At 66.2% G+C, this 24,234-nt stretch carries 17 protein-coding genes and 1 tRNA gene; 8 read left to right on the top strand and 10 right to left on the bottom strand.

Translation table 11 applies throughout. From position 1 onward, the window contains the following. Positions 1-159 precede the first annotated feature (159 nt). Complete coding sequence (locus SALA_RS14140) at positions 160-795, bottom strand: glutathione S-transferase family protein (protein WP_011543048.1); 636 nt, start codon at positions 793-795, stop codon at positions 160-162. 103 nt (positions 796-898) lie between these two features. Here SALA_RS14140 and SALA_RS14135 point away from each other — a divergent pair, with 103 nt between their 5' ends. Next, a complete protein-coding gene (locus tag SALA_RS14135) occupies positions 899-1,660 on the top strand; it encodes a competence/damage-inducible protein A (RefSeq protein WP_011543047.1) in 762 nt (253 codons plus the stop codon). Here the strand turns inward: SALA_RS14135 and SALA_RS14130 are convergent. Continuing rightward, a complete protein-coding gene (locus SALA_RS14130) occupies positions 1,633-2,871 on the bottom strand; it encodes a tetracycline resistance MFS efflux pump (protein ID WP_011543046.1) in 1,239 nt (412 codons plus the stop codon). The two genes, SALA_RS14135 and SALA_RS14130, sit on opposite strands and share 28 nt — an antisense overlap. Positions 2,872-3,009: 138 nt before the next feature. Between SALA_RS14130 and SALA_RS14125 the strand changes: the two genes are divergently transcribed. Continuing rightward, positions 3,010-3,738, top strand: coding sequence for a transglutaminase-like domain-containing protein (locus SALA_RS14125; protein WP_237700887.1), 729 nt, complete (start codon positions 3,010-3,012; stop codon positions 3,736-3,738). A 42-nt stretch (positions 3,739-3,780) separates the two neighbouring features. On the opposite strand, the gene SALA_RS14120 is transcribed toward SALA_RS14125, so the two are convergent. Next, positions 3,781-3,854: transfer RNA gene (locus tag SALA_RS14120), tRNA-Gly, on the bottom strand. Between the two features lie 48 nt (positions 3,855-3,902). Beyond that, entirely contained in the window at positions 3,903-4,373 is a 471-nt protein-coding gene (locus SALA_RS14115; RefSeq protein ID WP_011543044.1) for an Lrp/AsnC family transcriptional regulator, read from the bottom strand. Between the two features lie 99 nt (positions 4,374-4,472). On the opposite strand from SALA_RS14115, the gene putA reads away from it, so the two are divergent. Then, positions 4,473-7,568 (top strand): bifunctional proline dehydrogenase/L-glutamate gamma-semialdehyde dehydrogenase PutA, encoded by a 3,096-nt coding sequence (gene putA, locus SALA_RS14110; protein ID WP_011543043.1) that lies wholly within the window; start codon positions 4,473-4,475, stop codon positions 7,566-7,568. A gap of 185 nt (positions 7,569-7,753) precedes the next feature. Here putA and SALA_RS14105 read toward each other — a convergent pair whose 3' ends face one another. Next, entirely contained in the window at positions 7,754-8,704 is a 951-nt protein-coding gene (locus SALA_RS14105) for a tetratricopeptide repeat protein (protein WP_011543042.1), read from the bottom strand. Between the two features lie 145 nt (positions 8,705-8,849). Here SALA_RS14105 and gdhA point away from each other — a divergent pair, with 145 nt between their 5' ends. Genes gdhA through SALA_RS14080 form a run of 5 tightly spaced genes read left to right on the top strand, consistent with a single transcriptional unit; the run spans position 8,850 to position 19,895 of the window. After that, on the top strand, positions 8,850-10,205 hold the full coding sequence (gene gdhA / locus SALA_RS14100) for an NADP-specific glutamate dehydrogenase (RefSeq protein ID WP_011543041.1): 1,356 nt from the start codon (positions 8,850-8,852) through the stop codon (positions 10,203-10,205). Between the two features lie 49 nt (positions 10,206-10,254). Continuing rightward, on the top strand, positions 10,255-11,688 hold the full coding sequence (locus SALA_RS14095; protein ID WP_011543040.1) for a multiheme c-type cytochrome: 1,434 nt from the start codon (positions 10,255-10,257) through the stop codon (positions 11,686-11,688). A gap of 4 nt (positions 11,689-11,692) precedes the next feature. Then, positions 11,693-13,666 carry a heme-binding protein gene (locus SALA_RS14090; protein ID WP_041384169.1) on the top strand — a complete coding sequence of 658 codons (1,974 nt, stop codon included), beginning with the start codon at positions 11,693-11,695 and terminating at the stop codon, positions 13,664-13,666. 3 nt (positions 13,667-13,669) lie between these two features. Beyond that, a complete protein-coding gene (locus SALA_RS14085; RefSeq protein ID WP_011543038.1) occupies positions 13,670-15,595 on the top strand; it encodes a hypothetical protein in 1,926 nt (641 codons plus the stop codon). 7 nt (positions 15,596-15,602) lie between these two features. Then, positions 15,603-19,895, top strand: a complete 4,293-nt coding sequence (locus SALA_RS14080; RefSeq protein ID WP_041384168.1) for an LVIVD — start codon at positions 15,603-15,605, stop codon at positions 19,893-19,895. Between the two features lie 77 nt (positions 19,896-19,972). Here SALA_RS14080 and SALA_RS16515 read toward each other — a convergent pair whose 3' ends face one another. The 5 genes from SALA_RS16515 to SALA_RS14055 are packed head-to-tail and all read right to left on the bottom strand — an operon-like array spanning position 19,973 to position 24,234. Then, entirely contained in the window at positions 19,973-20,464 is a 492-nt protein-coding gene (locus SALA_RS16515; RefSeq protein ID WP_011543036.1) for an A24 family peptidase, read from the bottom strand. After that, the gene (locus SALA_RS14070) at positions 20,457-21,293 is read right to left on the bottom strand and encodes a tetratricopeptide repeat protein (RefSeq protein WP_192807425.1); all 837 of its coding nucleotides are present in this window, start codon (positions 21,291-21,293) and stop codon (positions 20,457-20,459) included. The genes SALA_RS16515 and SALA_RS14070 overlap by 8 nt, the downstream gene beginning before the upstream one ends. A gap of 50 nt (positions 21,294-21,343) precedes the next feature. Next, positions 21,344-22,249 (bottom strand): tetratricopeptide repeat protein, encoded by a 906-nt coding sequence (locus tag SALA_RS17380; protein WP_011543034.1) that lies wholly within the window; start codon positions 22,247-22,249, stop codon positions 21,344-21,346. 1 nt (position 22,250) lies between these two features. Continuing rightward, entirely contained in the window at positions 22,251-23,231 is a 981-nt protein-coding gene (locus tag SALA_RS14060; RefSeq protein ID WP_011543033.1) for a type II secretion system F family protein, read from the bottom strand. A gap of 1 nt (position 23,232) precedes the next feature. After that, complete coding sequence (locus SALA_RS14055; protein ID WP_011543032.1) at positions 23,233-24,234, bottom strand: type II secretion system F family protein; 1,002 nt, start codon at positions 24,232-24,234, stop codon at positions 23,233-23,235.

The following is a 24,234-nucleotide window of genomic DNA, read 5'->3' as shown; positions in this document are numbered from 1 at the left end:
GCCAACCGAGCGATCCGCGTTCATCACACTCCCCAAACCCTGCCCTGTGGCAGGACGCAGGCGGGCGAAACGGCGACATTGTTTTCCGAATATCGGCTCGCGCGCCGCCGCCGCCGTCCGGAGTTCGCCGCGTCAGGAAGCAATGCCCCTGCCACATCGCTACGCCGGATTGGCGGCCTGCATCTCGGCGATCAGCGCATTGTCGATGTCCTTCGCGCGCTTGTACGCCACGCGTTCGCGCAGAGGCGCAATATAGGCCTCGAAAGCCGGGCGCGATGCGATCGTCCCGAATTGCAGCCCCCAGTCGATCTGGCTGCCGACATAGACGTCCGCGGCGCTGAAATGGTCGCCAGCGATGAACGACTTGCCCGAAACCGCGCTCTCCAGCGCGTCGAGCGCCGCGGCGAGCGAACCGAAGCCCGCCATGCGCTGCTGCTCGGCATCGGGTTCAAACCCGAACATCTTCGCGGTGATCGCCTGCTCGACCGGCCCCGCGGTAAAGAAAAGCCAGCGATAATAATCGGCGCGCCCGGTGAGCGCGGGCGCGAGCCCCTTGTCGGGGAAGGCATCGGCCAGATAGGCGCAGATTGCCGCGCATTCGGTCACCACCTTGCCATTGTGGACGATCGCCGGAACCTTGCCCATCGGGTTCACCGCCAGATAGGCCGCCTCCTTCATCGTCGTGCCATAATCGAGAATGCGCGGTTCATAGGGTGCGCCGACCTCTTCGAGCATCCAGCGGACGATCTGCCCGCGCGACATGGGGTTGGTATAGAAAATCAGCTCGTCGGCCATGATGTCTCTCCGTTGGGGTTGCGAGTCGTGCAGGAACATATCAGGAACATACACACTGTTCCACCGCTCTTGTTTTGTCATGGCAGCGCGGTAAGGCAAGGCGATGACCGACGAACGCATCTGGACCGCCGCCGTGCTGGTGATCGGCGACGAAATCCTTTCGGGCCGCACGCAGGACAAGAATGTGTCGCAGATCGCGACCTGGCTCGACGTGCAGGGAATCAGGCTGCGCGAGGTGCGCATCGTGCCCGACGTCGAGGAAGAGATTGTCGAGGCGCTCAACGCGCTGCGCGCGCGCTACGACTATGTCTTCACCACCGGCGGCATCGGGCCGACGCACGACGACATCACCGTCGATGCCGTGGCAAAGGCGCTCGGCGTCGGGGTGATCGTCCACCCGCAAGCGCGCGCGATCCTCGAACGCTATTACACCGCGCGCGGCGGCGAGCTCACCGAGGCGCGGCTGCGCATGGCGCGCACCCCCGACGGCGCCGAGCTCATTCCGAACCGCATGTCGGGCGCGCCCGGCATCCGGATCGGCAATCTGTTCGTGATGGCGGGCGTGCCGCACATCACCGCGGGGATGCTCGACGCGCTGACCGGGCAGCTCGAGGGCGGGGCGCCGCTGGTGGCGCACACGATCGGCGCCTGGGCGGCCGAAAGCGAGGTCGCCGACCTGCTTCGCCGCGGCGAGCAAGAGCATCCGGGAGTCGCGATCGGCAGCTATCCCTTTTTCCGCGAAGGCAAGGTCGGCGCCAATTTCGTCATCCGCTCGGTCGACGCGGCGGCGGTCGCGGAATGCACCGCGATGCTCACGGCGGGGCTCGAGGCGCTGGGCTATGCGGTCACCGACGGCGGCATCTGATCCGCGGTTTGCGTGGCGCGCGGCAGGCGGCGCAGCATCGCGATCGCCAGCAGTCCGAAAATCGCGGCGACGAGGAACGCCGCGCCGGGGAAATGCACCGGGGCGGCGTCGGCGGTGAAATAGGCCATCGTGCCCGTTAACAGCATCGGCGCGGCAAGCTGACCCAGTCCCATCGCCATCGCCGAAACCCCCTGCACTTCACCCTGCGTATCGGCGGTGGCGCGGCGCGACATCATCGCCATCAGCGACGGTTGCACCGGCGCCTGCAACGCAATGGGGATGAGCAGCAGGAAGGCGCCGAGCGTCGACGTGGTGAAGGCATAGCCGATATAGACCGCCACCGCGACGAGGAGGCCGAACGTCGCCGCGTCGCGCTCGCCAAAGCGCGCGACCGCGGGACCGACGACGAACATCTGGCCCAGCGCGATCATCACCCCCACCGCGGCGAGGCTGGCGCCGATCATCCCCGGCGACCAGCCTAGCTGCGCGATACAGTAAAAGCTCCACGTCATCGGATAGACGAGGCTGGCGATCTGCCACAGCACGAGCACGCCCGCCACACCGTCCATTCCGGGCAGCGCGCGCATCATCTTCCATGCGCCGAGCGGATTGGCGCGGCGCCAGTCGAAGGCGCGGCGGCGCTCTTTCGGCAGCGTTTCGGGGAAGATGAAATAGCCATAGAGCATGTTCGCGGTGGCGAGGATCGCCGCGGCGACAAAGGGCGCGCGCGGGCTCATCTCGCCCAGGAAGCCGCCGATGGCGGGGCCGGCGACAAAGCCGACGCCGAACGCCGCGCCGACGAAGCCGAAGTTGCGCGCGCGTTCCTCCGGCGGGGTGATGTCGGCGATCGCCGCCTGCGCCGCGGCATAGCTGCCGCCGAAGATCCCCGACAGCGCGCGCGCGACGAACAGCCACGGCAGCGTCTCGACCACCGTCAACAGCGCATAATCGACCGCGAGCCCGCCGAGCGCGAGGAGCAATATGCGCCGCCGCCCGAACCGGTCGGAGAGGTTGCCGAGCACCGGCGAGGCAAGGAAGGTCGCGACCGCCATCACCAGCCCGATCCACGCGCCGACCTCGATCGCGTGGGGCAGGTCGATCTGCCCGACCTCCATCACCAGCTGCGGCAGCACGGGCATGATGATGCCGAATCCGACCGCGTCGATGAAGATGGTGACGACGATGAAGGGAATGGTGCGCGTAGCCGTCACTTGTGCTTTATCCTGGAGCGGCGCACGCCGCTTCTAGCTGCCATTAGCGCGACCGATCCCTGCCTCATGCGTTGTCGATAGATGAAACTGCACATTTCCGCTTCCCTAAAGTACCGCCTGCCCGAACCTGCCCATCTGATGCTTCAGATCGAAGCCGCGGACGGTGGGGGCCAGAGGGTGATCGACGCCGCGCTGGACCTGGGCGAGCCGGCGCAGATGGCGCGGGTTCGAGACGCCGATAGCGTTTGCACGCCGCTCTGGCTGCATGCCGAGGGTGCGCTCGATGTCGCCTATCACGCGATCGTCGCCGTCGAGCGCGGCGACGCCGACCTTGCTGCACTCGCGCCGGTGCCGCTGCACCGTCTTCCTGCGGACGCGATCCTTTATCTCAACGAATCGCGCTATTGCCCGTCGAACAAGTTTCACGCCTTCGTCGATCGCCGCTTTGGCGAACTCGATGGCGGCGCGAAAATCCAGCGGATGCGCGACTGGATCGAAAGTCGTTTCACCTATGTCACGGGGGCCAGCGACGCCGAGACGGGGGCGCTCGACAGCTTTGTCGAACGCCGCGGCGTCTGCCGCGACTATGCCCATGTGATGATCGCGCTCGCCCGCGCGGCGCATGTCCCCGCGCGCATGGCGAGCGTCTATGCGCTCGGCGTCCGCCCGCAGGATTTCCACGCGGTTGCCGAAGTCTATCTGGACGGCGACTGGCATATGGTCGATGCGACGGGCATGACGCGGCCATCCGAATGCGCGCGCATCTGCGTCGGCCGCGACGCCGCCGACATCGCCTTCCTGACCGCCTATCGCGCGATCGATTTTGTCAACCAGTCCGTGCAGGTCGAGCGCATCGAGGAGACATAGCCGCATGGCGACATCGCCCGGTCAGTCACGACGCGAAAAACTTGGAGCGGGTGAAGGGAATCGAACCCTCGTCGTAAGCTTGGGAAGCTTCTGCTCTACCATTGAGCTACACCCGCGCGGCTTGCGCGATTGGCACAGCTGCGGGCGGTGGTCAATCATCTCTGTCAGCGCGCCGATTCGCAGATGGTTTCCATCGCCACGAAGGTTGAGGTGCTGGCGACGTGCGGCAGGCTCGAGATTTTTTCACCGAGCACGATGCGATAGCGGCGGATGTCGGCGGTGCGGACCTTGAGCAGATAGTCGAAGCTGCTCGCGATCATATGGCATTCCTCGACCTCGGGAATCCGGCGCACCGCTTCGTTGAACCGGCGGAGCGCATCCTCGCGCGTGTCGGACAGCTTGACCTCGGTGAAGGCGACATGGTCGAGGCCGATCCTGGCGGGATCGACAATCGCGCGAAAGCCCGTGATCAGCCCGCTGTCGACCAGACGCTTGACCCTCTGCTGGCATGGCGTTTTCGACAGGCCGACCTGCAGCGCGAGTTCGGTGAAGGTGATCCGCCCGTCGCGGCCCAGAATCGCCAGGATCTTGCGATCAAAGTCATCCAGTTCGACCATGGATTTGCGGTTCTTCATCTGTTCTGACTATGATCGGACATAATATAGGTCAATTCATATATTCTGATCGCCAAAACAAGTCGAATCGTCTTTCCGCGATATGATATTGAGATCACCATGACCCAGAACCCCGACCGCGCCGCCATTCGCGCCCTCGCCCGTCGCAGCGAAGCCGACATCGTCGCCGGGCTGCGCGCCGCCCTCGCCACATCGCCGGCCAGCGTCGAGGCGGTGACGCGGCGCGGGTTGGACCTGATCCGCAAGGCGAAGGCCGAGGGCGAGCGCGAGACGCTCGTGGCACAGCTGATGAACCGGTATCGCCTGTCGACCGAGGAAGGCGTCGTGCTGATGTGTCTCGCCGAGGCGCTGCTGCGCGTCCCCGACAATGCGACCGCCAACGCGTTGATCCGCGACAAGATCGCCGGGCGCCACTGGGCCGAGGGCAACGACGATGACAGCCCGCTGATCGTCGCGCTGTCGGCGCGCGGCCTGTCGCTGGGATCGGCGACCCTGATGCTCGATGCGATGGGCAGCAAGGCGAACCCGCTGACGCTTCTGAAGGCGATGATCCGTCGGTCGGGCGAGCCGGTGATCCGCCAGGCGGCGCTCGCGGCGATGAAGCTGCTTGGCCAGCAATTTGTGATGGGCGAGACGATCGACGCCGCGGTCAAGCGCGCCGACAGGCAAAAGTCCGAACTCGCGAGCTTTGACATGCTCGGCGAGGCGGCGCGCACCGCCGGGGATGCAGCGCGTTATTTTGCCAGCTATGCCGACGCGATCACGCGCATTGGCAGGGATGCGAAGCCGGGCGACCCGCACGCCAACCACGGCATCTCGATCAAGCTGTCGGCGCTCCATCCGCGCTACGAATATCTGCAGGCCGCGCGCGTCCGCGAGGAGCTGATCCCGAAGGTGATCGAACTCGCAAGGCGCGCGCGCGCGGCGAACATCCCGCTGATGATCGACGCCGAGGAAAGCGATCGGCTGGAACCGCATATGGACGTGTTCGCGGCACTGGTCGATGCAGGGATAGCCGATGGCTGGACCGGGCTCGGCATCGTCATCCAGGCCTATCAGAAGCGCGCGCCCGCGGTGATCGACTGGCTCGCCAAGCGCGCGCGGACGCGCGGGGTCAGGCTGTCGATGCGGCTCGTCAAGGGCGCCTATTGGGACACCGAGATCAAGCGCGCGCAGACGCTGGGCCTCGGCGATTTTCCGGTATTCACCGCAAAGCTGCACACCGACCTCAACTATATGCGCTGCGCGCAATTGCTCCGCGACTGTCAGGACTGCATCTATCCGGCATTCGCCAGCCACAATGCGATGACGCTGGCGTTCGTTGCCGAACTGTTCGCGGGCGCCGATTATGAGTTGCAGCGGCTGCATGGCATGGGCGAAGGCGCGCACGACGCCCTCGTCGCGCTCTTTCCGCCGCCGCGGCCGGTGCGCGTCTATGCGCCCGTCGGCACCCACCGGGACCTGCTCGCCTATCTCGTCCGTCGCCTGCTCGAAAATGGCGCCAATTCCAGTTTCGTCCACCAATTCTCCGACCCCGACGTCAGCGCCGAGGAACTGGCGATCGATCCGCGCAGCGTGGCGAGCGCGGCGTCGCCGCCTATCGCCACCGGATGGGCGTTGTTCGAGCCGGTGCGGCGCAATTCGCGCGGTTACGACCTGGGCGATCCCGGCGTGCCCGAGGCGCTGGTCGCGGCGATCGGCGCCGCGCGGCGCAGCGACCGGATCGCGGCGCCGATCGTCGGCGGCGTCGCACGGGACGGACAGGCCGAACCCGTGCATAATCCCGCAACGGGCGCCCTCGTCGGGCAGGTGGTCGAGGCGGATGCGGCGGCGGTTGCCGATGCCGTCGCCACCGCGCGCGCAGCGCAAGGCAATTGGAGCCTCGCGGGCGGGGCTTTTCGGGCCGAGCGGCTCGAACGCGCCGCCGACCTGCTCGAAGAGCGCGACGCGACCTTCCTTGGCCTTGCGATCGACGAGGCGGGCAAGACGCTCGCCGATGCGGTCGCCGAAGTGCGCGAGGCGGTCGATTTCCTCCGCTATTATGCGGCGCAGGCGCGCGCCGACTTCACTTGCCCCGTCGCGCTCCCCGGTCCGACGGGCGAGCGCAACGAGCTGATGCTCGAAGGCAAGGGCGTGTTTGCCTGCATCAGCCCGTGGAACTTCCCGCTGGCGATCTTCCTGGGGCAGGTGTCGGCGGCGCTCGCCGCCGGCAATGCGGTGCTTGCCAAGCCCGCCGAACAGACGCCGCTGATCGCCCACGCCGCGGTCGAACTGCTGCTCGAAGCCGGTATCCCCGGCGACGTGCTCCATTACCTCCCCGGCCGCGGCGAAACCGTCGGCGCGGCGCTCACGAGCGACCCCGACATCATCGGCGTCGCCTTCACCGGCTCGACCGAGGTCGCGCGGATGATCAACCGCAGCCTCGCCGGGCGCGACGGCCCGATCGCGACGTTGATCGCCGAAACCGGCGGCGCCAACGCGATGATCGTCGATTCGACCGCGCTCCCCGAACAGGTCGCGCGCGATGCCGTCGCCAGCGCCTTTCAGTCGGCGGGTCAGCGTTGTTCGGCGCTGCGTCTGCTCTGCGTGCAGGAAGATGTTGCCGAAGGGATGATCGAGATGGTCGCGGGCGCGATGGCCGAACTCAATATCGGCGATCCGGCGATCCTCGCGACCGACGTGGGGCCGATCATCGACGCCGAGGCGCAGGCGAACATCGCTGCTTATGTCGCCGAGGCGCGCGCCGCGGGCCGCGTGATCGCCGAGGCAGGCCGTGCGAACCTGCCCGCGGACGGGCATTTCGTGCCGCCGGTGCTCATCCGGCTCGATCATGTCACCGATCTCAGGCGCGAGATTTTCGGCCCCGTGCTGCACGTCGCGACGTGGAAGGGCGGCGAGCTCGATGCGCTGATCGACGCGATCAATGCGTCGGGCTACGGGCTGACATTGGGCGTCCATACACGCATCGACGGCGTCGCGGCGCATGTCGCGGCGCGTGCGCAGGTCGGCAATGTTTATGTCAACCGCAACCAGATCGGCGCGATCGTCGGGTCACAGCCGTTCGGTGGCCGCGGATTGTCGGGGACCGGGCCGAAAGCCGGCGGCCCGCATTACCTGCTCCGCTTTGCCGAGGAAAAGACGATCTCGACCGACATCACCGCCGCGGGCGGCAATGCGGCCCTGATGGCGGGATGATCGATTGCAAGGGGTCGGCGCGTCCGGAAGCCACTGAACCGCGAGGCCCGATACAGAGTGGACGGCTGTCCCAGGCAATACGTCCGAAAGCGTCTCGCGGCATTGGTGCCGCGGCGACCCATTGTTCTGGTTGCCCCCCGCAGCGCCCTTATCATACGCCTTTGACGGCTTGACGCCAAGTCCGCCTATGCGCCGGGCACGCCGAGCAATTGCGCCTGCGCCTTCAGCCGTCCTGCCGCCGCCGGATTCGCCGCAATCCCGTCCTTCAGCGCCTGCGCCGCCTTTGCCGTCTCCCCCAGCGTCATGCGGCTGCGCATCAGCATGATCCAGCGGTCGACATCGGCGGGATTGGCCCTGAGCTTGGCCTCCAGCCCGTCGACCATGCCCGCGATCATCGCATCCTGCTGCCCCTTGGGGAGCTGCGCGGCGGCCTCCATCTCGGCACGGCTCGGTCCCGGGATCGCGCGCGCGGCGACAGGCATTTCGTCGGCGGTCGGCGCGCGCGGCCGCGTCGCGGCGAGGCGCTGCGCGACGTCGATCTTGTGGATCGCACCGACCTGTTCGATCGTGCGGCGCAGGTCGGCCTCCCACGGTGCGCCCTGCGGCGTGTCGGCGAGCAGCGCGAACCAGTCCTCGATCGCGCCCTTGTGATCGCCGCCGATATCCTTTTTCACCGCGAGGAAATAGCGCGCGCGCGGGTCCCTGGCGTCGAGTGCGATCGCCTTGTCGAAGGCTTGCACGGCGGCGGCGGGCATCGGATCGCGCTCGCTCGCCATCACGCGCGCTTCGCCCAGCGCCGACCAGAGCCCCGCCGATTCGGGCGACAGCGCCACGGCTTTTTCATAGGCCGCTGCGGCGCCGACGAAATTGCCCATGTCGAAACGCGCCGCGCCGAGCGCCGTCCAGGCATCGGCGCTGTCCGGCTCGCGCTGTACGCGCGCCTCCAGCGCGGCGATCTGGTCACCCGGCGCCGCGCCCCCTTCGATCGCCGGATCGGCGATGGCGGGCGCCGAATCGCGCCAGATCGCATAGCCGACTGCGGCGGCGAGCAGCACGAAGGCGGCGATCAGTATCGCGCGGTTGGCGCGGCTCAGTCCGACCGCTTTCCCTGCCTGCATGCCGTTGCTCTCGCTCATTTTTGCCCCCGCGAAAAATGGCCGGCGCGCTGCGCGCCATATTGCCTTTGCCGGGCGATGGTGTAGCCTTGGACCCACGAGGTCGGTCAACGACAAAATCGTCAGGGGTCGCACCGGCTTTCCCAGTCGTACAGGGGAGGGGTGCATGGCAGTTTCGGATCACGTCGATTTTGCGACGTTCATGGAGGGCGTGAAACGGCGCAACCCGGGGCAGCCCGAGTTCGTCCAGGCGGTGCAGGAAGTGTCCGAGGACATTTTCGATTTCATCGCCGACAAGGAAGAATATCACGCGCAGCAGATACTGCGCCGCATCGCCGAACCCGACCGCGTCGTGTCCTTCCGCGTCTGCTGGGAGGACGACAATGGCAATATCCGCGTCCAGCGCGGCTGGCGCGTCCAGAACAACAACGCCATCGGTCCGTACAAGGGCGGCATCCGCTTTCACCCCAGCGTCACCGAGAGCGTGCTCAAGTTCCTCGCGTTCGAGCAGACGTTCAAGAATGCGCTGACCGGGCTGCCGATGGGCGGCGGCAAGGGCGGGTCGAACTTCAACCCCAAGGGCAAGAGCGTGCGCGAGATCATGCGCTTTTGCCAGAGCTTCATGACCGAGCTGTACCGCCACATCGGCGCCGACGTCGACGTGCCCGCGGGCGACATCGGGGTCGGCGGACGCGAGATCGGCTTCATGTTCGGCCAGTATAAACGCATCACCAACGAGTTTACCGGGGTGCTCACCGGCAAGGGGCTCGAATGGGGCGGCTCGCTGATCCGCACCGAGGCGACGGGTTACGGCGCGGTTTATTTCCTCGCCAACATGCTCGCGGCGAAGGGGCAGGACCTCGTCGGCAAGAGCGCGGTCATTTCGGGTTCGGGCAATGTCGCGACACACGCCGCCGAAAAGATCGTCCAGCTTGGCGGCAAGGTACTGACGCTGTCCGATTCGGGCGGCTTCATCCACGATCCCGACGGCATCACCCAGGAAAAGATCGACTGGGTGAAGGCGCACAAGACGCACCGCCGCGGGCGGATCGAGGAGTATTGCGAGGCGTTCAAAGGCGCGAGCTTCACCGCGGGCAAAACGCCGTGGGGCGTGCCGTGCGACGTCGCGCTGCCGTGCGCGACGCAGAACGAACTGCTCGGCGAGGATGCGAAGACGCTCGTCAGGAACGGCTGCATCGCGGTAAGCGAGGGCGCCAACATGCCGACGAACCTCGACGGCGTGCATGTCTTCAAGGATGCCAGGATCATGTTTGCACCGGGCAAGGCGGCGAATGCCGGGGGGGTCGCGGTGTCGGGGCTCGAAATGAGCCAGAACAGCGCGCGGCGCGCGTGGAGTGAAGGCGAGCTGCAACAGATGCTGAAGGACATCATGGACGGCATCCACGCGCGCTGCCTGACCTATGGCGATCAGGGCAATGGCTATATCGACTATGTGAAGGGTGCGAATATCGCGGGGTTCAAGAAGGTTGCCGACGCGATGCTGGCTTTCGGGGTGGTGTAAATCGGCTCAAGGCGTAAAAGCGCCGGGTTGGGGAAAAGGGGTATTGCGGATGACGGCGCACGCTGGGAAGGAGCGGAGCCATCGGCCTTGGGGGGCGTTTGTCGCTCTGGTGGCGCCGCTGCTCGCACTCGTCATGGCGGCGCTCGTCTTTGCTCCTCCGGCACAGTCGCAGGGCGAAAGCGCTGCGCGCTACACCGGTGTCGCCTCGTGTGCGGGATCGACCTGTCACGGCCGGATGGAGGGCGACGGCACCGTCGTGCGCCAGGACGAGCTGATGACCTGGCAGGAACCCTCGACCCCCGGCGGCGCGCACAGCCGTGCCTGGGCGGTGCTCAATAACAATCGCAGCCAGTTCATCGCGCGCAATCTTGGCATCGGTGATCCCGCCAAGGCGCAGATGTGCCTCGGTTGCCACAGCACGGCGGGCACCGCGCGCGGCGTTTCGGCGGAGGACGGCGTCGGCTGCGAATCGTGCCATGGCCCCGCGGGCGGCTGGCTTGCGAGCCATTATGCCGGGGTCGGCACCAACGCCGATCCCGACCGCGAAATGCGCGACAAGCATCTCGCCAACCTGTCGGCGGGGCTGAAGAAGCTCGAGGATCCGGTGGTGCGCGCGGGCGTGTGCGTCGACTGCCATTTCGGATCGTCCGCCGACGGGCAGTTCGTCACCCACCGCATCATGGCGGCGGGGCATCCGCGCATTTCGTTCGAGCTGGATCTCTTTTCCTCGCTCCAGGCGCATCATCAGGAGGACGCCGATTATGGCTGGCGCAAGTTCGGCGCGGCGGGACGGCGCACCGACCATGTCCAGATGTGGGCGGTGGGACAGGCGGCGGCGATCGAGCGCAGCCTTGCCCTCTTCCAGACGCGGCGCGGGACGGAGGGTATTTTTCCCGAATTTTATTTCCTCGACTGCCACAGTTGCCATCGCCGCATCTTCGATCAGGCGAAGCCGGTGCGCACCGGGCTCGACAATCCGGGCCGCAATCTTCCTGAAGGCATGCCGCCCTATAATGACGAAAATCTGATCATGCTCGCCGCCGCGGCGCGCATGGTCTCGCCCGCGCTCGCCGATCAGCTCGCGGCGCGCACCGCGGCCTTCCACACCGCGATGGCCACCGACCGGGCGAGCGCCGTTGCGGCCGCAGCCCGGCTGTCGCAGACGGTCGCGGCGCTGAAGCGCGCGTTCGCGTCGCGCAGCTTTTCGGGCGCCGATGCCTTCGCGATGGTCGATGCGATTGCGGCGAAGGCGATCCGCGACCGCTATACCGACTATTCGGGGTCGCAGCAGGCGGTGATGGGGGTCGATACGCTGCTCAATGCGATGGTCTCGTCGGGGCGGATCACCGTCGGCGCGGCGGCGGGCATCCGCGCCGACATCGACCGTGCCTATGCTGCGGTGAAAGACCCCAATGCCTATAAGCCCGCCGAGTTTCAGGCGTCGTTCGCCAGCGCGGTGCGCGCGATCGGGGCGCTCCGCTAAGATGATGCGACGCAAGAGCCATCTTTTCCGGTCGGGCGCGCTTGTCGCGATGGGCACGCTGCTGCTGACCGCGTGCGGCGGCGGGGGCGGCGGCACGCCCACGCCATCGCCCGCTCCGACGCCGACGCCCCCGCCGACCGGGGGGCTCTACACCCCGCCCGCTGCCGAATCGCTCAGCGTCGGCGACGTGCAGACGATCCTCGCCAATGCGATCTCGGAGGCGCAGGCGCGCGGGCTGCCCTCGGTGATCGCGGTGACCGACCGCGTCGGCAATGTGCTGGCGGTGTTCCGCATGAACGGCGCGCGCGCGACCGCGACGACCTCGGCGGCGCCCAATGGCGACAATATCGACGCGCAGAATGTCACCTTTCCGGCCGAAGGCGGCGCGATCGCCAAGGCGGTGACGGGCGCTTATCTCTCAAGCGGCGGCAACGCCTTTTCGACGCGCACCGCAAGCCAGATCGTCCAGGAACATTTTCCGCCCGCGCCCACCACCGTCGGCCTCGAAAGCGGCCCGCTGTTCGGCGTGCAGTTCAGCCAGCTGCCGTGCAGCGACCTGTCTGCGCGCTTCGGCGCCGCGGGACCGGCCGCGCTGATCGGTCCGAAACGCTCGCCGCTCGGTCTCGCCGCCGATCCCGGCGGACTGCCGCTCTACAAGAATGGCGTACTCGTCGGCGGCATCGGGGTGATGGGCGACGGCGTCTATGGCAGCGACCCCGATATCCTCGACATCGACGAGGATGACGAGGAGTTCATCGCGCTTGCGGGAACGCGCGGGTTCGAGGCGCCAAGCACGATCACCGCCGACAGGATTGCCGTCGACGGGACGACCTTGCGCTTTTCGGACGCGACCTTCGCCGGGGTGATGACAAGCGGCGGCGCGAGTTTCGCGAGCTTCAACGGCAGCGCGGGCAATCTCGTCGCCGTCATCGGCTATGCCAATGCCGCGATCACCGCAGGGGTTGTCTATGGCAGCGAAGCGTCGGGCATCCGCGCCTCGACGCCGGCCGAATTTTCGAACCGCGACGCCTTCATCCTCACCGACGGCAGCGGCGCCAACCGCTACCCGGTCCGCGCGGGCACCGACGGCGCGAGCGTCGCGGCGCCGCTGACGGCGGCCGAGGCGCGCGCGGTGCTCGAGGAAGCCTTTGCTGTGATGAGCCGCGCGCGCGCGCAAATCCGCCGCCCGCTCGACAGCCGCGCGCAGGTGACGATCAGCCTCGTCGACACGCACGGCGCGGTGCTCGGCATCGTCCGCTCGCCTGACGCGCCGATCTTCGGCACCGACGTCTCCTTGCAGAAAGCGCGCACCGCCGCCTTTTTCTCGGGCGCACAGGCGGCGACCGAGCTGTCGGCCAACGCGAGCGCCGACGTCGCCGCCTTCGTGCCCGCGGTGCGCAGTTTCCTGAACGATCCCGCCGCGCTCACCGGCGCCGTTGCATTTGCCGACCGCTCGGGCGGCAATCTGTCGCGCCCCTATTTCCCCGATGGTGAGGTCGGGCGTCCGCACGGGCCGCTGTCGCGCCCGATCGCGCAGTTCAATCCCTTTTCGACCGGGCTGCAATCGGCGCTGATCATCGGCAATCTGGGCGCGCATCTGGGCTTTGTGTCGGGCGCGAGCCCGACCGACACGCCGCAGCGCTGCACCACCCTGCCCGACGCCGCGCCGGGGCAGAACCGGCTCCAGAACGGCATTCAGATCTTCCCCGGATCGGTGCCCATCTATCGCGGTTCGACGCTGGTCGGCGCCATCGGCGTGTCGGGCGACGGCATCGACCAGGACGATATGATCAGTTTTCTGGGCGCGCACAACGCCGGGGCGCGCATCGGCGGCATCGGCAATGCTCCCAAGGCCATCCGCGCCGACAATGTCGTCGTGACGCTCGCCGACAATCGCACGGTGCGCCTGCGCTATATCAGTTGTCCCTTTGCGCCTTTCCTCGACACCGCGCAGCAAAATGTCTGCGACGGGCTATAGGCGATGATGACGGGGGGCAGCCTGTGGCCGGTCATCGCGACGCTCGCGGCGCAGGGTGCGCCGGGGACCGAAGCGCCGTTGCCGCCGCCCGCGCCTGAAGACCCGCCGGTCGAGGCCGCGCCCGCCGAACCCGCCGCCGAAGAACTCACCCCGCCGCCGCCGCCCGTCGATTGGCAGGCGATGGTGCCGGACGATCTCGTGACCGACATGATCGAGGGCCGTCGCCGCCCCGGCTATCGCCCCGACCTGCCCGACGCGCTCAGCCAGGACAATGTCGGCGCGCTGCGCCCGCCGCCGCCGCAGGCGTTTCCGGGGATCGAGGACCAGCTTCCCGTTCCCGACCGCTGGCGCCTCATCGAGACATTGGGCGTCGTCAAGGAACGCTGGTTCGACCCCTATCACCAGAACACGCTGAAGGGCGACCGCGCGATCGACCCCGACAAGGTCAAATGGCTGCCGATCAAGGGCGACGACTGGTTCTTCGTCGCCAATGCCGTGTCCGACACGGTGTTCGAACCGCGCACTTTTCCGATCCCCGTCGGTGTCCAGACGACCGAGCGACCGGGCAGCCTCGACGTGTTCGGCAAGGACCGCAGCTTTGTCTTTGCGCAGACCTTCATCGGCGGCGTCGCGCTGATCAAGGGATCGACCGCGTTCAAGCCGCCCGATGTCGAATATCGGCTGACGCTCGCCTGGCAGGCCAATTATGTCGACGTGCCCGAACGGCGCGTGCTCGACGTGCGCCCGTCGAAGGCGAGCCATCGTTACGACAGCTTCCTGGGGGTGCAGGAACTGTTCGTCGACAAGCATCTCGGCAACACGTCCGACCGCTATGATTTCTATTCGGTGCGGCTCGGCATCCAGCCGTTCCAGAGCGATTTTCGCGGTTTCCTGTTCAACGACAGCCAGCTGGGGCTGCGCTTCTTCGGCAATCGCGACAACAACCGCTTCCAGTATAATTTCGCCGCCTTCTGGCGGCTCGAAAAGGACACCAATTCGGGCCTCAACGACATCACCCAGACGCCGCGCGACGATTTCGTCCTCACCGCCAACCTCTATCGCCAGGATTTTCCGGTCGTCGGGCTGACCAGCCAGATCAGCGTGACCTATAATATGAACCGCGAAAAGAAGGACGTGCAGATCGACCACAACGGCTTTCCGGTGCGCCCGGCGCTGATCGGCGACCTGCGCGGGCGCGAATATGATGTCGTTTATCTGGGCTACAGCGCCGACGGGCGGATCGGGCGGATCAACCTGACCGCGAGCTTCTACGCCGCGCTGGGCGAGGACCGGAACAGCTTTTTCACCAGCCAGCCGGCCGAAATCCGCGCGGGGTTCGGCGCGGTCGAACTCAGTTACGATTATGACTGGATGCGCTTCCGCCTCTCGGGGCTTTATGCCACCGGCGACGGCGACCCCTATAACAAGACCGAGGGCGGATTCGACGCGATCTTTGAAAACCCGATCTTCGGCGGCGCCGACACCAGCTATTGGATCCGCCAGACGATCCCCTTCGCGGGCGGCGGGCGCGCGATCGCGATCAACGGCCGCAACGGCATCCTCAATTCGCTGCGCTCGTCGAAGGAGGAGGGGCAGTCGAACTTCAACAACCCCGGCACCATCTTCATCGGCGCCGGCGCCGATTTCGACCTGTCGCCGCAGACGCGCGTCAGCGTCAACGCCAACCATCTGTGGTTCGAAAACACCACGACCTTGCAGGCGCTGCGCGTCGAAGGATCGATCCCCAGGGACATCGGCTTCGACCTGTCGGTCGCCGCGATCTGGCGGCCGAAGGCGACGCAGAATATCGTCGGGCGGCTTAGCGCCGCGGTGCTGCTCCCCGGCGACGGGTTCAAGGACCTGTTCGACAACAAGCAGAAGAACGACGCCTATGTGTCGATCCTCGCCAATGTGATTTTGAGTTTTTGAGATGGTGATGCGCAAACTCTTCGCCCTGCTGGCCTTTGTGACGCTCTGCGCCGCTTTCGGCGCGAGCGTCGGCCGCGCGGCCGAGGAGGAAAAGCCGCTCAAGATCACCTATCGCTTCACCCCGCCCGCGCCGCGCGAGCAGAGCGACGCCGAGGTAGCGGCGAAATCGGCCGGCTGTTACAGCTGCCACACGCGCACCGACCAGCCGTCGATGCACGCAACCCCGGCGGTCAAGCTCGGCTGCACCGACTGTCACGGCGGCGATTCGACCTCGCCCGCCGCCTTCGGCAAACCCGAGCTGGGGTATAAAAACCCCTACAATATCGCCGCGATGAAGGTCGCGCATCCGCAGCCGACCCTGCCCGGCGCGTGGCACGACAGCTCGGCGAACCCCGAGCGCAGCTATACCTTGCTCAACAAGGAGGCGCCCGAGTTCATCCGCTTCGTCAATCCCAGCGACTATCGTGTCGCGCGCGAGGCGTGCGGGGCGTGTCATATGGAGGTGATCGAGGCGACCGAACGCTCGCTGATGTCGACCGGCGCGATGCTGTGGGGCGGTGCGGCGTATAACAACGGCATCATCCCCTACAAGAACTACATCTTTGGCGAGGCCTATACGCGCGCCGGCGATCCGGCGTGCATCCTCTCGCCCTCGTCGCGGCTGACGGCGGAGGAATATGCCGAGGCGTGCAAACCCGCCTTCCCCTCGGACAAGATATTGACCGATGCCGAAAGGAAGCGCGGCGCGCTCGCCAGAATGTATCCGCTGCCGCGCTGGAGCGTGATCCCGCCGGGCGACGTGTTCCGCGTCTTCGAGCGCGGCGGGCGCAACATCAACACGCAATTCCCCGAAATCGGCCTGCCCAACCCGACGGGACAGATCCAGCGGCTCGAGGAGCCCGGTCGTCCCGACCTCAAACAGTCGAACCGCGGCCCCGGCACCGGGCTGCGCGTCGCGATCCCCGTGCTCAACATCCACAAGACGCGCCTCAACGATCCCTTCATGTGGTTCATGGGGACCAACGACCAGCCCGGCGACTATCGCCATTCGGGCTGCGCGGGCTGTCACGTCATCTATGCCAACGACCGCGAGCCGCGCCACAGCCTGACCTATGCCCGGTTCGGCCGCGACGGCGAAACCGCGACGATCGACCCGACGATCGCGGAGAAAAAATGGAAGGGCGGCGGGCATGGCGACGACGCGCACGCCCCCGACGATGGCCACCATGCCGGCGGCGGCCATGGCGCCTTGATCGACCCCGCCGATCCGGATGTCCCGGCGCGTCCCGGTCACAAGCCGCGCCGCGAATCGGGCCATCCGATCAGCCACGCCTTCACCCGCGCAATCCCGACCGCGCAGTGCATGACCTGCCACATGCACCAGCCCAATATCTTCCTCAACAGCTACCTCGGCTATACGATGTGGGACTATGAATCGGACGCGCCGCAGCTTTGGCCCGGCCCTGAAAACACCGCGCCGCGCCCGCCGGGGATGAGCGACGCGGAGTATCAGGCGAAGTATAAGCAACAGCGCTATCCGACCGCCGCCGAAGTGCATCAGGTGCTCGAACGCAATCCCGAAGGCGCCGCGCCGCGCGGGCTGTGGGCCGATGTCGAGTTCCTGCGCAACGTCTATGACGTCAACGACACCAACAAGGACACGCAGTTCGCCGATTATCACGGCCACGGCTGGAACTTCCGCGGCATCTTCAAGCGCGACCGCAATGGCAATCTGCTGACCGCCGACGGCAATATGGCGACTTATGGCACCGACACCGCCAATATCGTCGATCCCGCCGACCCCGAAAAATGGCGCAAGAGCTGCACGCATTACAGCGACGCGAAGGAACGCGACCTCTGCCTTTTGAGCGCCGATCCGGGGCGGCCCGGCGTCGAGGGCAAGTTCGTGCCGCCGGGGATCAACCCCGGCAAGACGGTGCATATGATGGACATCCACGCCGAAAAGGGGATGCAGTGCGCCGACTGCCACTTTGCGCAGGACGCGCACGGCAATGGCTATATCCAGGGTGAGGTCGCGAACGCGGTCGAGATCAGTTGCAAGGATTGCCACGGGACCGCCGACGCGCTGCCCAATCTGCTCACCTCGAACGTCGCGGCGCGGCCGCAGGGGACCAATCTTGCGCTGCTGCGCAACCCCGATGGACGCCGCCGCTTCGAGTTCCAGTATAATGACGATGCCGAGGTGATCGGGCTGATCCAGCGCTCGATCGTCGATCCGAAGCTCGAATGGCAGGTCAGTCTCGTCAAGCAATCGGTGATGCCGGGGCCGCATTTCAACGCCAAGGCGGCGCGCGCCAAGCTGATGGCGCGCAGCGGCGCCGACGACGGCAAGTATGAATGGGGACCGGGTGTTGCCAAGGAGGACCGCGCGCACGGCGACGACAAGATGACCTGCTTCACCTGTCACCTCAGCTGGACGACGAGCTGCGGCGGTTGCCATCTGCCGATCGAGGCGAACTGGAAAACCAGGATGCACCATTTCGAGGGCGAGGAGACGCGCAATTTCGCGACCTATAATCCGCAGGTGGCGCGCGACGAAATGTTCCAGCTCGGCCGCCACCAGCTTACCAAGCCCGGCGAGCCAGGCCCGAACGGCGAGGTGCGTGGCATCATCGCCCCGGTGCGCTCGACCTCGGCGCTGATCCTGTCATCGACGAACATCAATCGCGAGCGCATCTATGTGCAGCAGCCGCCGATCTCGTCGGCGGGTTATTCGAGCCAGGCCTTTGCGCCGCATTTCCCGCACACGGTGCGGCGTCAGGAAACCAAGCAGTGCAGCGACTGTCATTTATCGGCCGCCGACGACAATAATGCGATCATGTCGCAGTTGCTGCTGCTCGGCACCAATTTCGTCAACTTCGTCGGGCTCAATGTCTGGTCGGGGATGGAGGACGGTTTTCAGGCAACGCGCGTCACCGAATGGGACGAGCCGCAGGCGGTGATCGGCAGCTACCTCCACCGCTATGCCTATCCCGATTATTGGAAGCTGCACGTCGACCAGAACGGCCGCGAGCTGAAAAACTGGGTGCGCGGCAAGATTTTCGACGCGAAAGGGTCGGGTGAAACGCGCGCGCTCGAGGAGTTCGCCAACATCGTTCAGGACACCAGCGGGCGGGTGAACTGCCTCCAGCAGCGCGGCGAATATATGTTCGTTGCCGAGGGCCGCGGGGGCTTCCGCGTCTATGACGTCGCCTCGATCGGCAACAAGGGCTTTTCCGAACGCATCGTCCGCGCGCCCTTCTCGCCGCTCGGCCACGACACGCATGTGAAGACGAAGAACGCGACCTGCATGGCGCTTGCGACGACGCAGCCGATCAGCGTCAGCCGCAACGAGAATATCGTCAAGAATTTTCCCGAGAACCACGAACAGGTGATGCACGCCATCTATCGCTATGCGGTGATTACCGACAGTGTCGAAGGGCTCATCCTCGTCGATGTCGACACGCTCGCGGACGGCGAGTTTCGCAACAACCGGCTGAAGCGCGCACTGACATGGAACGAGGGCAATGTGCTCGCGGGCGCGCGGCACGTCACGCTCGCGGGCAGCTACGCCTATATCACCACCGATGCTGGGCTGGTCGTGCTCGACCTCTCGACCCCTCTCCAGCCAAAGGTCACCGCGCAACTGCCGCTCACCGACGCGCGCGCCAGCGCGGTGCAGTTTCGTTACCTCTGGGTCACCGATGCCGAGGGGGTGAAGCTGTTCGACGTCACGAACCTGGCGCAGCCGGTCGCAGTGCCATCGGGCACGGTACGCCTCGCCAATGCGCGCAAGCTCTATCTCGCGCGCACCTATATGTATGTCGCGGCAAAGACCGACGGGCTGGTCATCGTCGATGTGACGCGCCCCGCGTCGCCGCTCGCCTGGCCGCCGCTGACCTTTGACGGCGCGATGCAGGATGCCGAGGATGTGATCGTCGCATCGACCAACGCCTCGCTCTTCGCCTATGTCGCCGACGGGCGCAGCGGCATCAAGGTGATCCAGCTCACCAGCCCGAACAACCCCGGCCTCTATGGATTCTCGCCCAGGCCGACGCCCGAGCTGATCGCCTGGGCGAAAACGCCCTCACCTGCGCTCGCGCTGTCAAAGGGTCTCGACCGTGATCGTGCGGTCGACGAGACCGGCGGACAGATGGCGGTGTTCGGCCGCCTGGGATCGCGGCCCTTCACCCGCGGCGAGATGGAAAAGCTGTTCCTGAACAGCAAGGGGCTGGTCTACAAGGTCCGTGACGAAGTCGACGAAAGCGCCTGGCGGCCGCCGCTGCTTTACACGCAATGAGGGCAGCGTCGGTTTTCCACGGGAAGCCGACATTTCTTTCATCGCCATCCCGCTGGATCAGATTACAGCACGCCGCTCTAATAGACCGAGTAAAGGGATGCGATGCCCCCAGCCGCGATTGCGATGCCATAGGGAATGGTACGGGGCGCGCGCTTCTGGCGCGGGCCGTCGGGGGGCGCGCCGGGGGATCCGAAGATCGACCTCGCAACGATCGCCAGCGCGCGCACAAGCACGATGACGGCCCCCGACGCGGTTGTGACGAACATCAGCAACAGGGCGTCGCTGAACGAGAACCACAGCGCACAGGCGGCGTATAATTTGGCGTCGCCACCGCCAAACCATCCGAAACGAAAAAGCAGCATGCCGACGAGCAACGCCGCGACGAAGTGAAAGCCATGCGCCCACCAGGGGCCGGTGAATGGAAAGCCCAGCAGCCAGCCGACGATGAAAAGCAGGACGATGAGCGCCGGGATCAGGTTCGGAATGCGCCGATAGCGCAGATCGGATGCCGCCGCGACGAGCAGCAGCAGCACGAAGAGCAGCTGGCAAAGGGCGATGATGTCAATCATCGCGTCCGGCGACCTCGGCATATTGCTGCCACAACGCGTCGTCGTGACGCGGCCGATTGAGCAGCGCCCTGGCCAGCAGCGATTCCGCCAGTTTTATCCGACGGGCCTGCCGCGCGCCTTGACCCGCCATCTCCAGCCGGATGCTCCACATCTGGTCGTCGTCCTGTGGCCTGCGCACCGGTTCGATTCCGCGCATCGCATTGGCGAAATCCAGATTCAGGGAGACATCGCTGGCCTCCGGCGCCTGGCGCAGCAATTCGGTCAGCATTCCTGCGGCCTGTTCGGCATCGCCTGCGGCGATAAGCGATACGGCTAGGTCGTTTTCGATGCCCGGATCCGATGGCTGGAGCGCCAGAGCCTGCCGAAAGGCGGCAAGTGCTCCGGGAATGTCGCGCCTCGCATAGGAAATCCGGCCTCGCGTGCGCCAGTGGAACGGGTCGGCCGAACAGCGGCTGTCGAGCGCTTCGGATCGCGCGGAGGCCTGCTCGGCCCGCCCGACCTGCAGCAGCGCCATCGCAGCGGCCGCGCCTGTCCGGCAAACCGGCGTCGAATCGGCGCCGGGACGCGCGAGCAGGGCGAGCGCTTCGTGCGGTCGACCCCGCAAAAGCGCGAGTTCGGCCCGCAGCAACAGCGCTTCGGGACGTGGATCCGCGGCAAGCCGGTCGAGATACATCTGGGCTTCGAAAAGACGGCGACCCTGCAGGGCATCATCGGCAAGGATCAGCGGGTCGGCGGCGGCGACTCCGTTCGATGGGTCCGGATTGGCGGACGCCTGCTCGACCGGCGGCGGGGGCGCGGCGCCTGCGCCGGTCGCCTGCGCGGCGGACACAAGCAAGGCCGCGAGGCAGGTGGCTGGCCGACAAGGCATGTCCGTGCGCCTCAGGCCCCGCGGTACGACCAGAAAGTCGCCCGCCACAACGCCGCGAACTCCTCGGCCGCGGCCTGCCGGTTCAGCCGGTCGAGATAGGCCGCAACCCGGCCCAGATATTCGCCATTGCTCGTGCCGGATTCGGGCTGCCCGTCGGCGCCCGTCGGCGCGTTGCGGCACAGGGTGCCGGGAGGCTCGGCCGCGATGAACACTTCGCCGATGTTCAACCGGAACATCCGCATTTCGGCGGATACGGCTGCCGCGCCGACGGGGCGGTCGAGCAGGCATTCGACGACGTCACCCGTCCGGCCGTTCGTCGTGGTGGCAGGGGAGGCGGATGCCCCTTGCGGCGGCAGGGCCGCCCTGACGATCATCGGCGGCAGAAAGGCCGAAAGCGGCGTTTGCTGCCCGATCGCCATTGCGCGCGGCGTCGCAGTGTCATGGACGATCTCCGCCATCCCTTCATTCCCTTTCGATGCCGACCCAGCGGGCGCGGCAATGGCGACCGTTGCGGAGAGAATGGCCCGCTGCTTGTCCATCTGGCCCGTGGCCGCATAAAAGCGGGCAAGGTTGCGCCGCGTGCGCGCGTCGTCGGGCTGCGACGCGAGCGCTTCTTCGAAATAGCGTTCGGCGATGTCGCGGCGCCCGATCGCGTCATAAGCGACGGCGAGTCCGTTGAGGCTGTCGGTTCGCAGCGCAGGATCGCGACCGGCGTTTCGGAACAATTCGATCGCCAGCCCATATTGACGGGCCCCCAGAAAGCTGCGCCCGCGCGCCAGTGCCTCGTGCGGCGCGAGATTTGCGACGACCGGAACATCCCGAACCTGCGGCAGCGCCGCCTGAAAGCGCGGGCCGGACGAACATCCGGACATGGCAAGCGTGGCGACAAGGACGGCATGAAGGGCGAGTCGGGTCAATTCATCCTCCTCCTGCAAGCGCGGGCGCGATGTCGCGGATCACGCGAATGACGGCAGGCAACATCAGCACGCCGATCATCACCGGCAACATGCAGGCCACCAGCGGTATGGAGAGCAGCACGGGAAGCCGGTGCGCCTTTTCCTCGGCGCGCATCCGGCGTTTCTCGCGCATTTCGGCCGCATAGATGCGGAGCGTCGTCGCAATGCTGGAGCCCAGCTTGTCCGACTGGATCAGCAGGGTCGCAAAGGCCCGGATCTCGTCGACGCCGCTGCGATCGGCGAGCGCGCGCAGGGCTTCCTCGCGGCTCGCGCCGGCGCGCAGTTCGAGCGTTGTCTGCGAGATCTGTTCGGCAACAAGCGGGTGCGAGAGCGTCATTTCGCGGCCAACGCGATCGAGCGCGGCCTCCAGTCCCATGCCCGCCTCGACACAGACCAGCATGAGATCGAGACAGTCGGGGAATCCGTTCAATATCTCCTGCCGCCGCCGGTCGGCCTTGGCGGTCAGGAAGAGGCTGGGAATCACGAGCCCCATCAAGGCAAGGCCGGCACCCTGGAGGTACAGCATGAACAGGTCGACGGGCGTTTCGGAAAGAAGCTGCGGCAGAACGAGCGCCGAAGGGAGCGCAAAGATGAGTGCGAGCCGCAACAAGGTATAAATCTTCGGCGCGTGCGGCGACCGATAGCCGGCGGCGAGCATCCGTCGACGCAGCCCCTGCGGGTTCGAATCGCCAAGCGACAGGCCGCTCTGCTCGATCGTGGCGGCAAGCTTTGCCCATGCGCCCGAGCGGACATCGGCGGCCCTCAGGCCATCCGAATCGTCGCGGTGCGATCCGGGGAGGGCCGGCGATTCGAGACGGCTCAATATGACGCGCCGGCTGAGTATCAGCCGAACCCCGAAATAGACCAGCGACGAGACGATCACGAACAGGAGGACGAGAAAGCCGAGCCGGAGATAGGGCGATGATGCAAGAACCTCGACCATGTTACACCTTCAGGTCGATCATGCGCCGGATGGTGAAGAATCCGACCAGATAAAGGAGGATCAATCCGCCGAAGCCGATGAAGAAAATCGGATCGGTCGCGACGTCGAGATAGAAGACCGGATTGGTGAGGAACAGGCCGACAAAGGCAAGGATCGGCAGCGCGGTCAGAATGACCGCGGTCATGCGGCCTTCGGAACTCAGCGCGCGCACCTTCATGAACATGCTCGCCCTGTCGCGGATGACCTTGCTCAGATTTTCGAGAATCTCGGCAAGGTTGCCGCCTGTCTCCATCTGCACCGACACCGACACGACGAACATGTGCATGTCGGGCAGACCCCAGCGTTCGGCCATGCGCGCCAGCGCTTCGCGCAGGTCGAGGCCGAAGGCGATCTCGTCGGTGACGATGCCGAACTCGGTGCCGATCGGATCTTCCATCTCGACCGTCAGAAGCTGCAAGGCGGCCGGAATCGGATGCCCCGACCGCAAGCCGCGCACAAAAATGTCCAGGGCGATGGGGAACTGCTGCTCCATCCGCCGACGCCGACGATCGGCAAGGCGCGTGATCACCATCCATGGCAACAGGAATGCGACGACGATGCCGATGACAAGCCCGAGCTGCACGACGCCGAGGGTGATGGGAAAGCCGGTCAGGCCCGCCGCGACCAGGATGATGAACATGACCGTCACCGCGCCGACCAGCATCAGCCCCAGCAACTGAAGTTCGCCCATGCCGATGTTCGCTGCGTTCAGCAGCCGGCGGAAGGATTGCAGGGTGCTCGCTGCCCATGGCGGGACGCCTTCCAGTCTGCGCGGCAGCGATTTGCGGAGCAGGGACGTCACCGCCTCGCGATCGACCCCCGACTCGATCAGGCGAAGCCGGCGATTCACGGCCCGGCTCTTGCCGCTTCGTTCGACGACGAAGCCGATCACCGCCTGCGCGAGCAGGACGACCAGCGCAAAAAGCGCCAGCATCATCAGAAAGCGGATGGCTGCGTCGTTCAT

The organism is Sphingopyxis alaskensis RB2256 (assembly GCF_000013985.1).
In the GTDB taxonomy this organism is placed as follows: Bacteria; Pseudomonadota; Alphaproteobacteria; order Sphingomonadales; family Sphingomonadaceae; genus Sphingopyxis; species Sphingopyxis alaskensis.
Note: the sequence above shows the minus strand (reverse complement) of the source record. Positions and strands in the feature narration are given on the sequence as shown.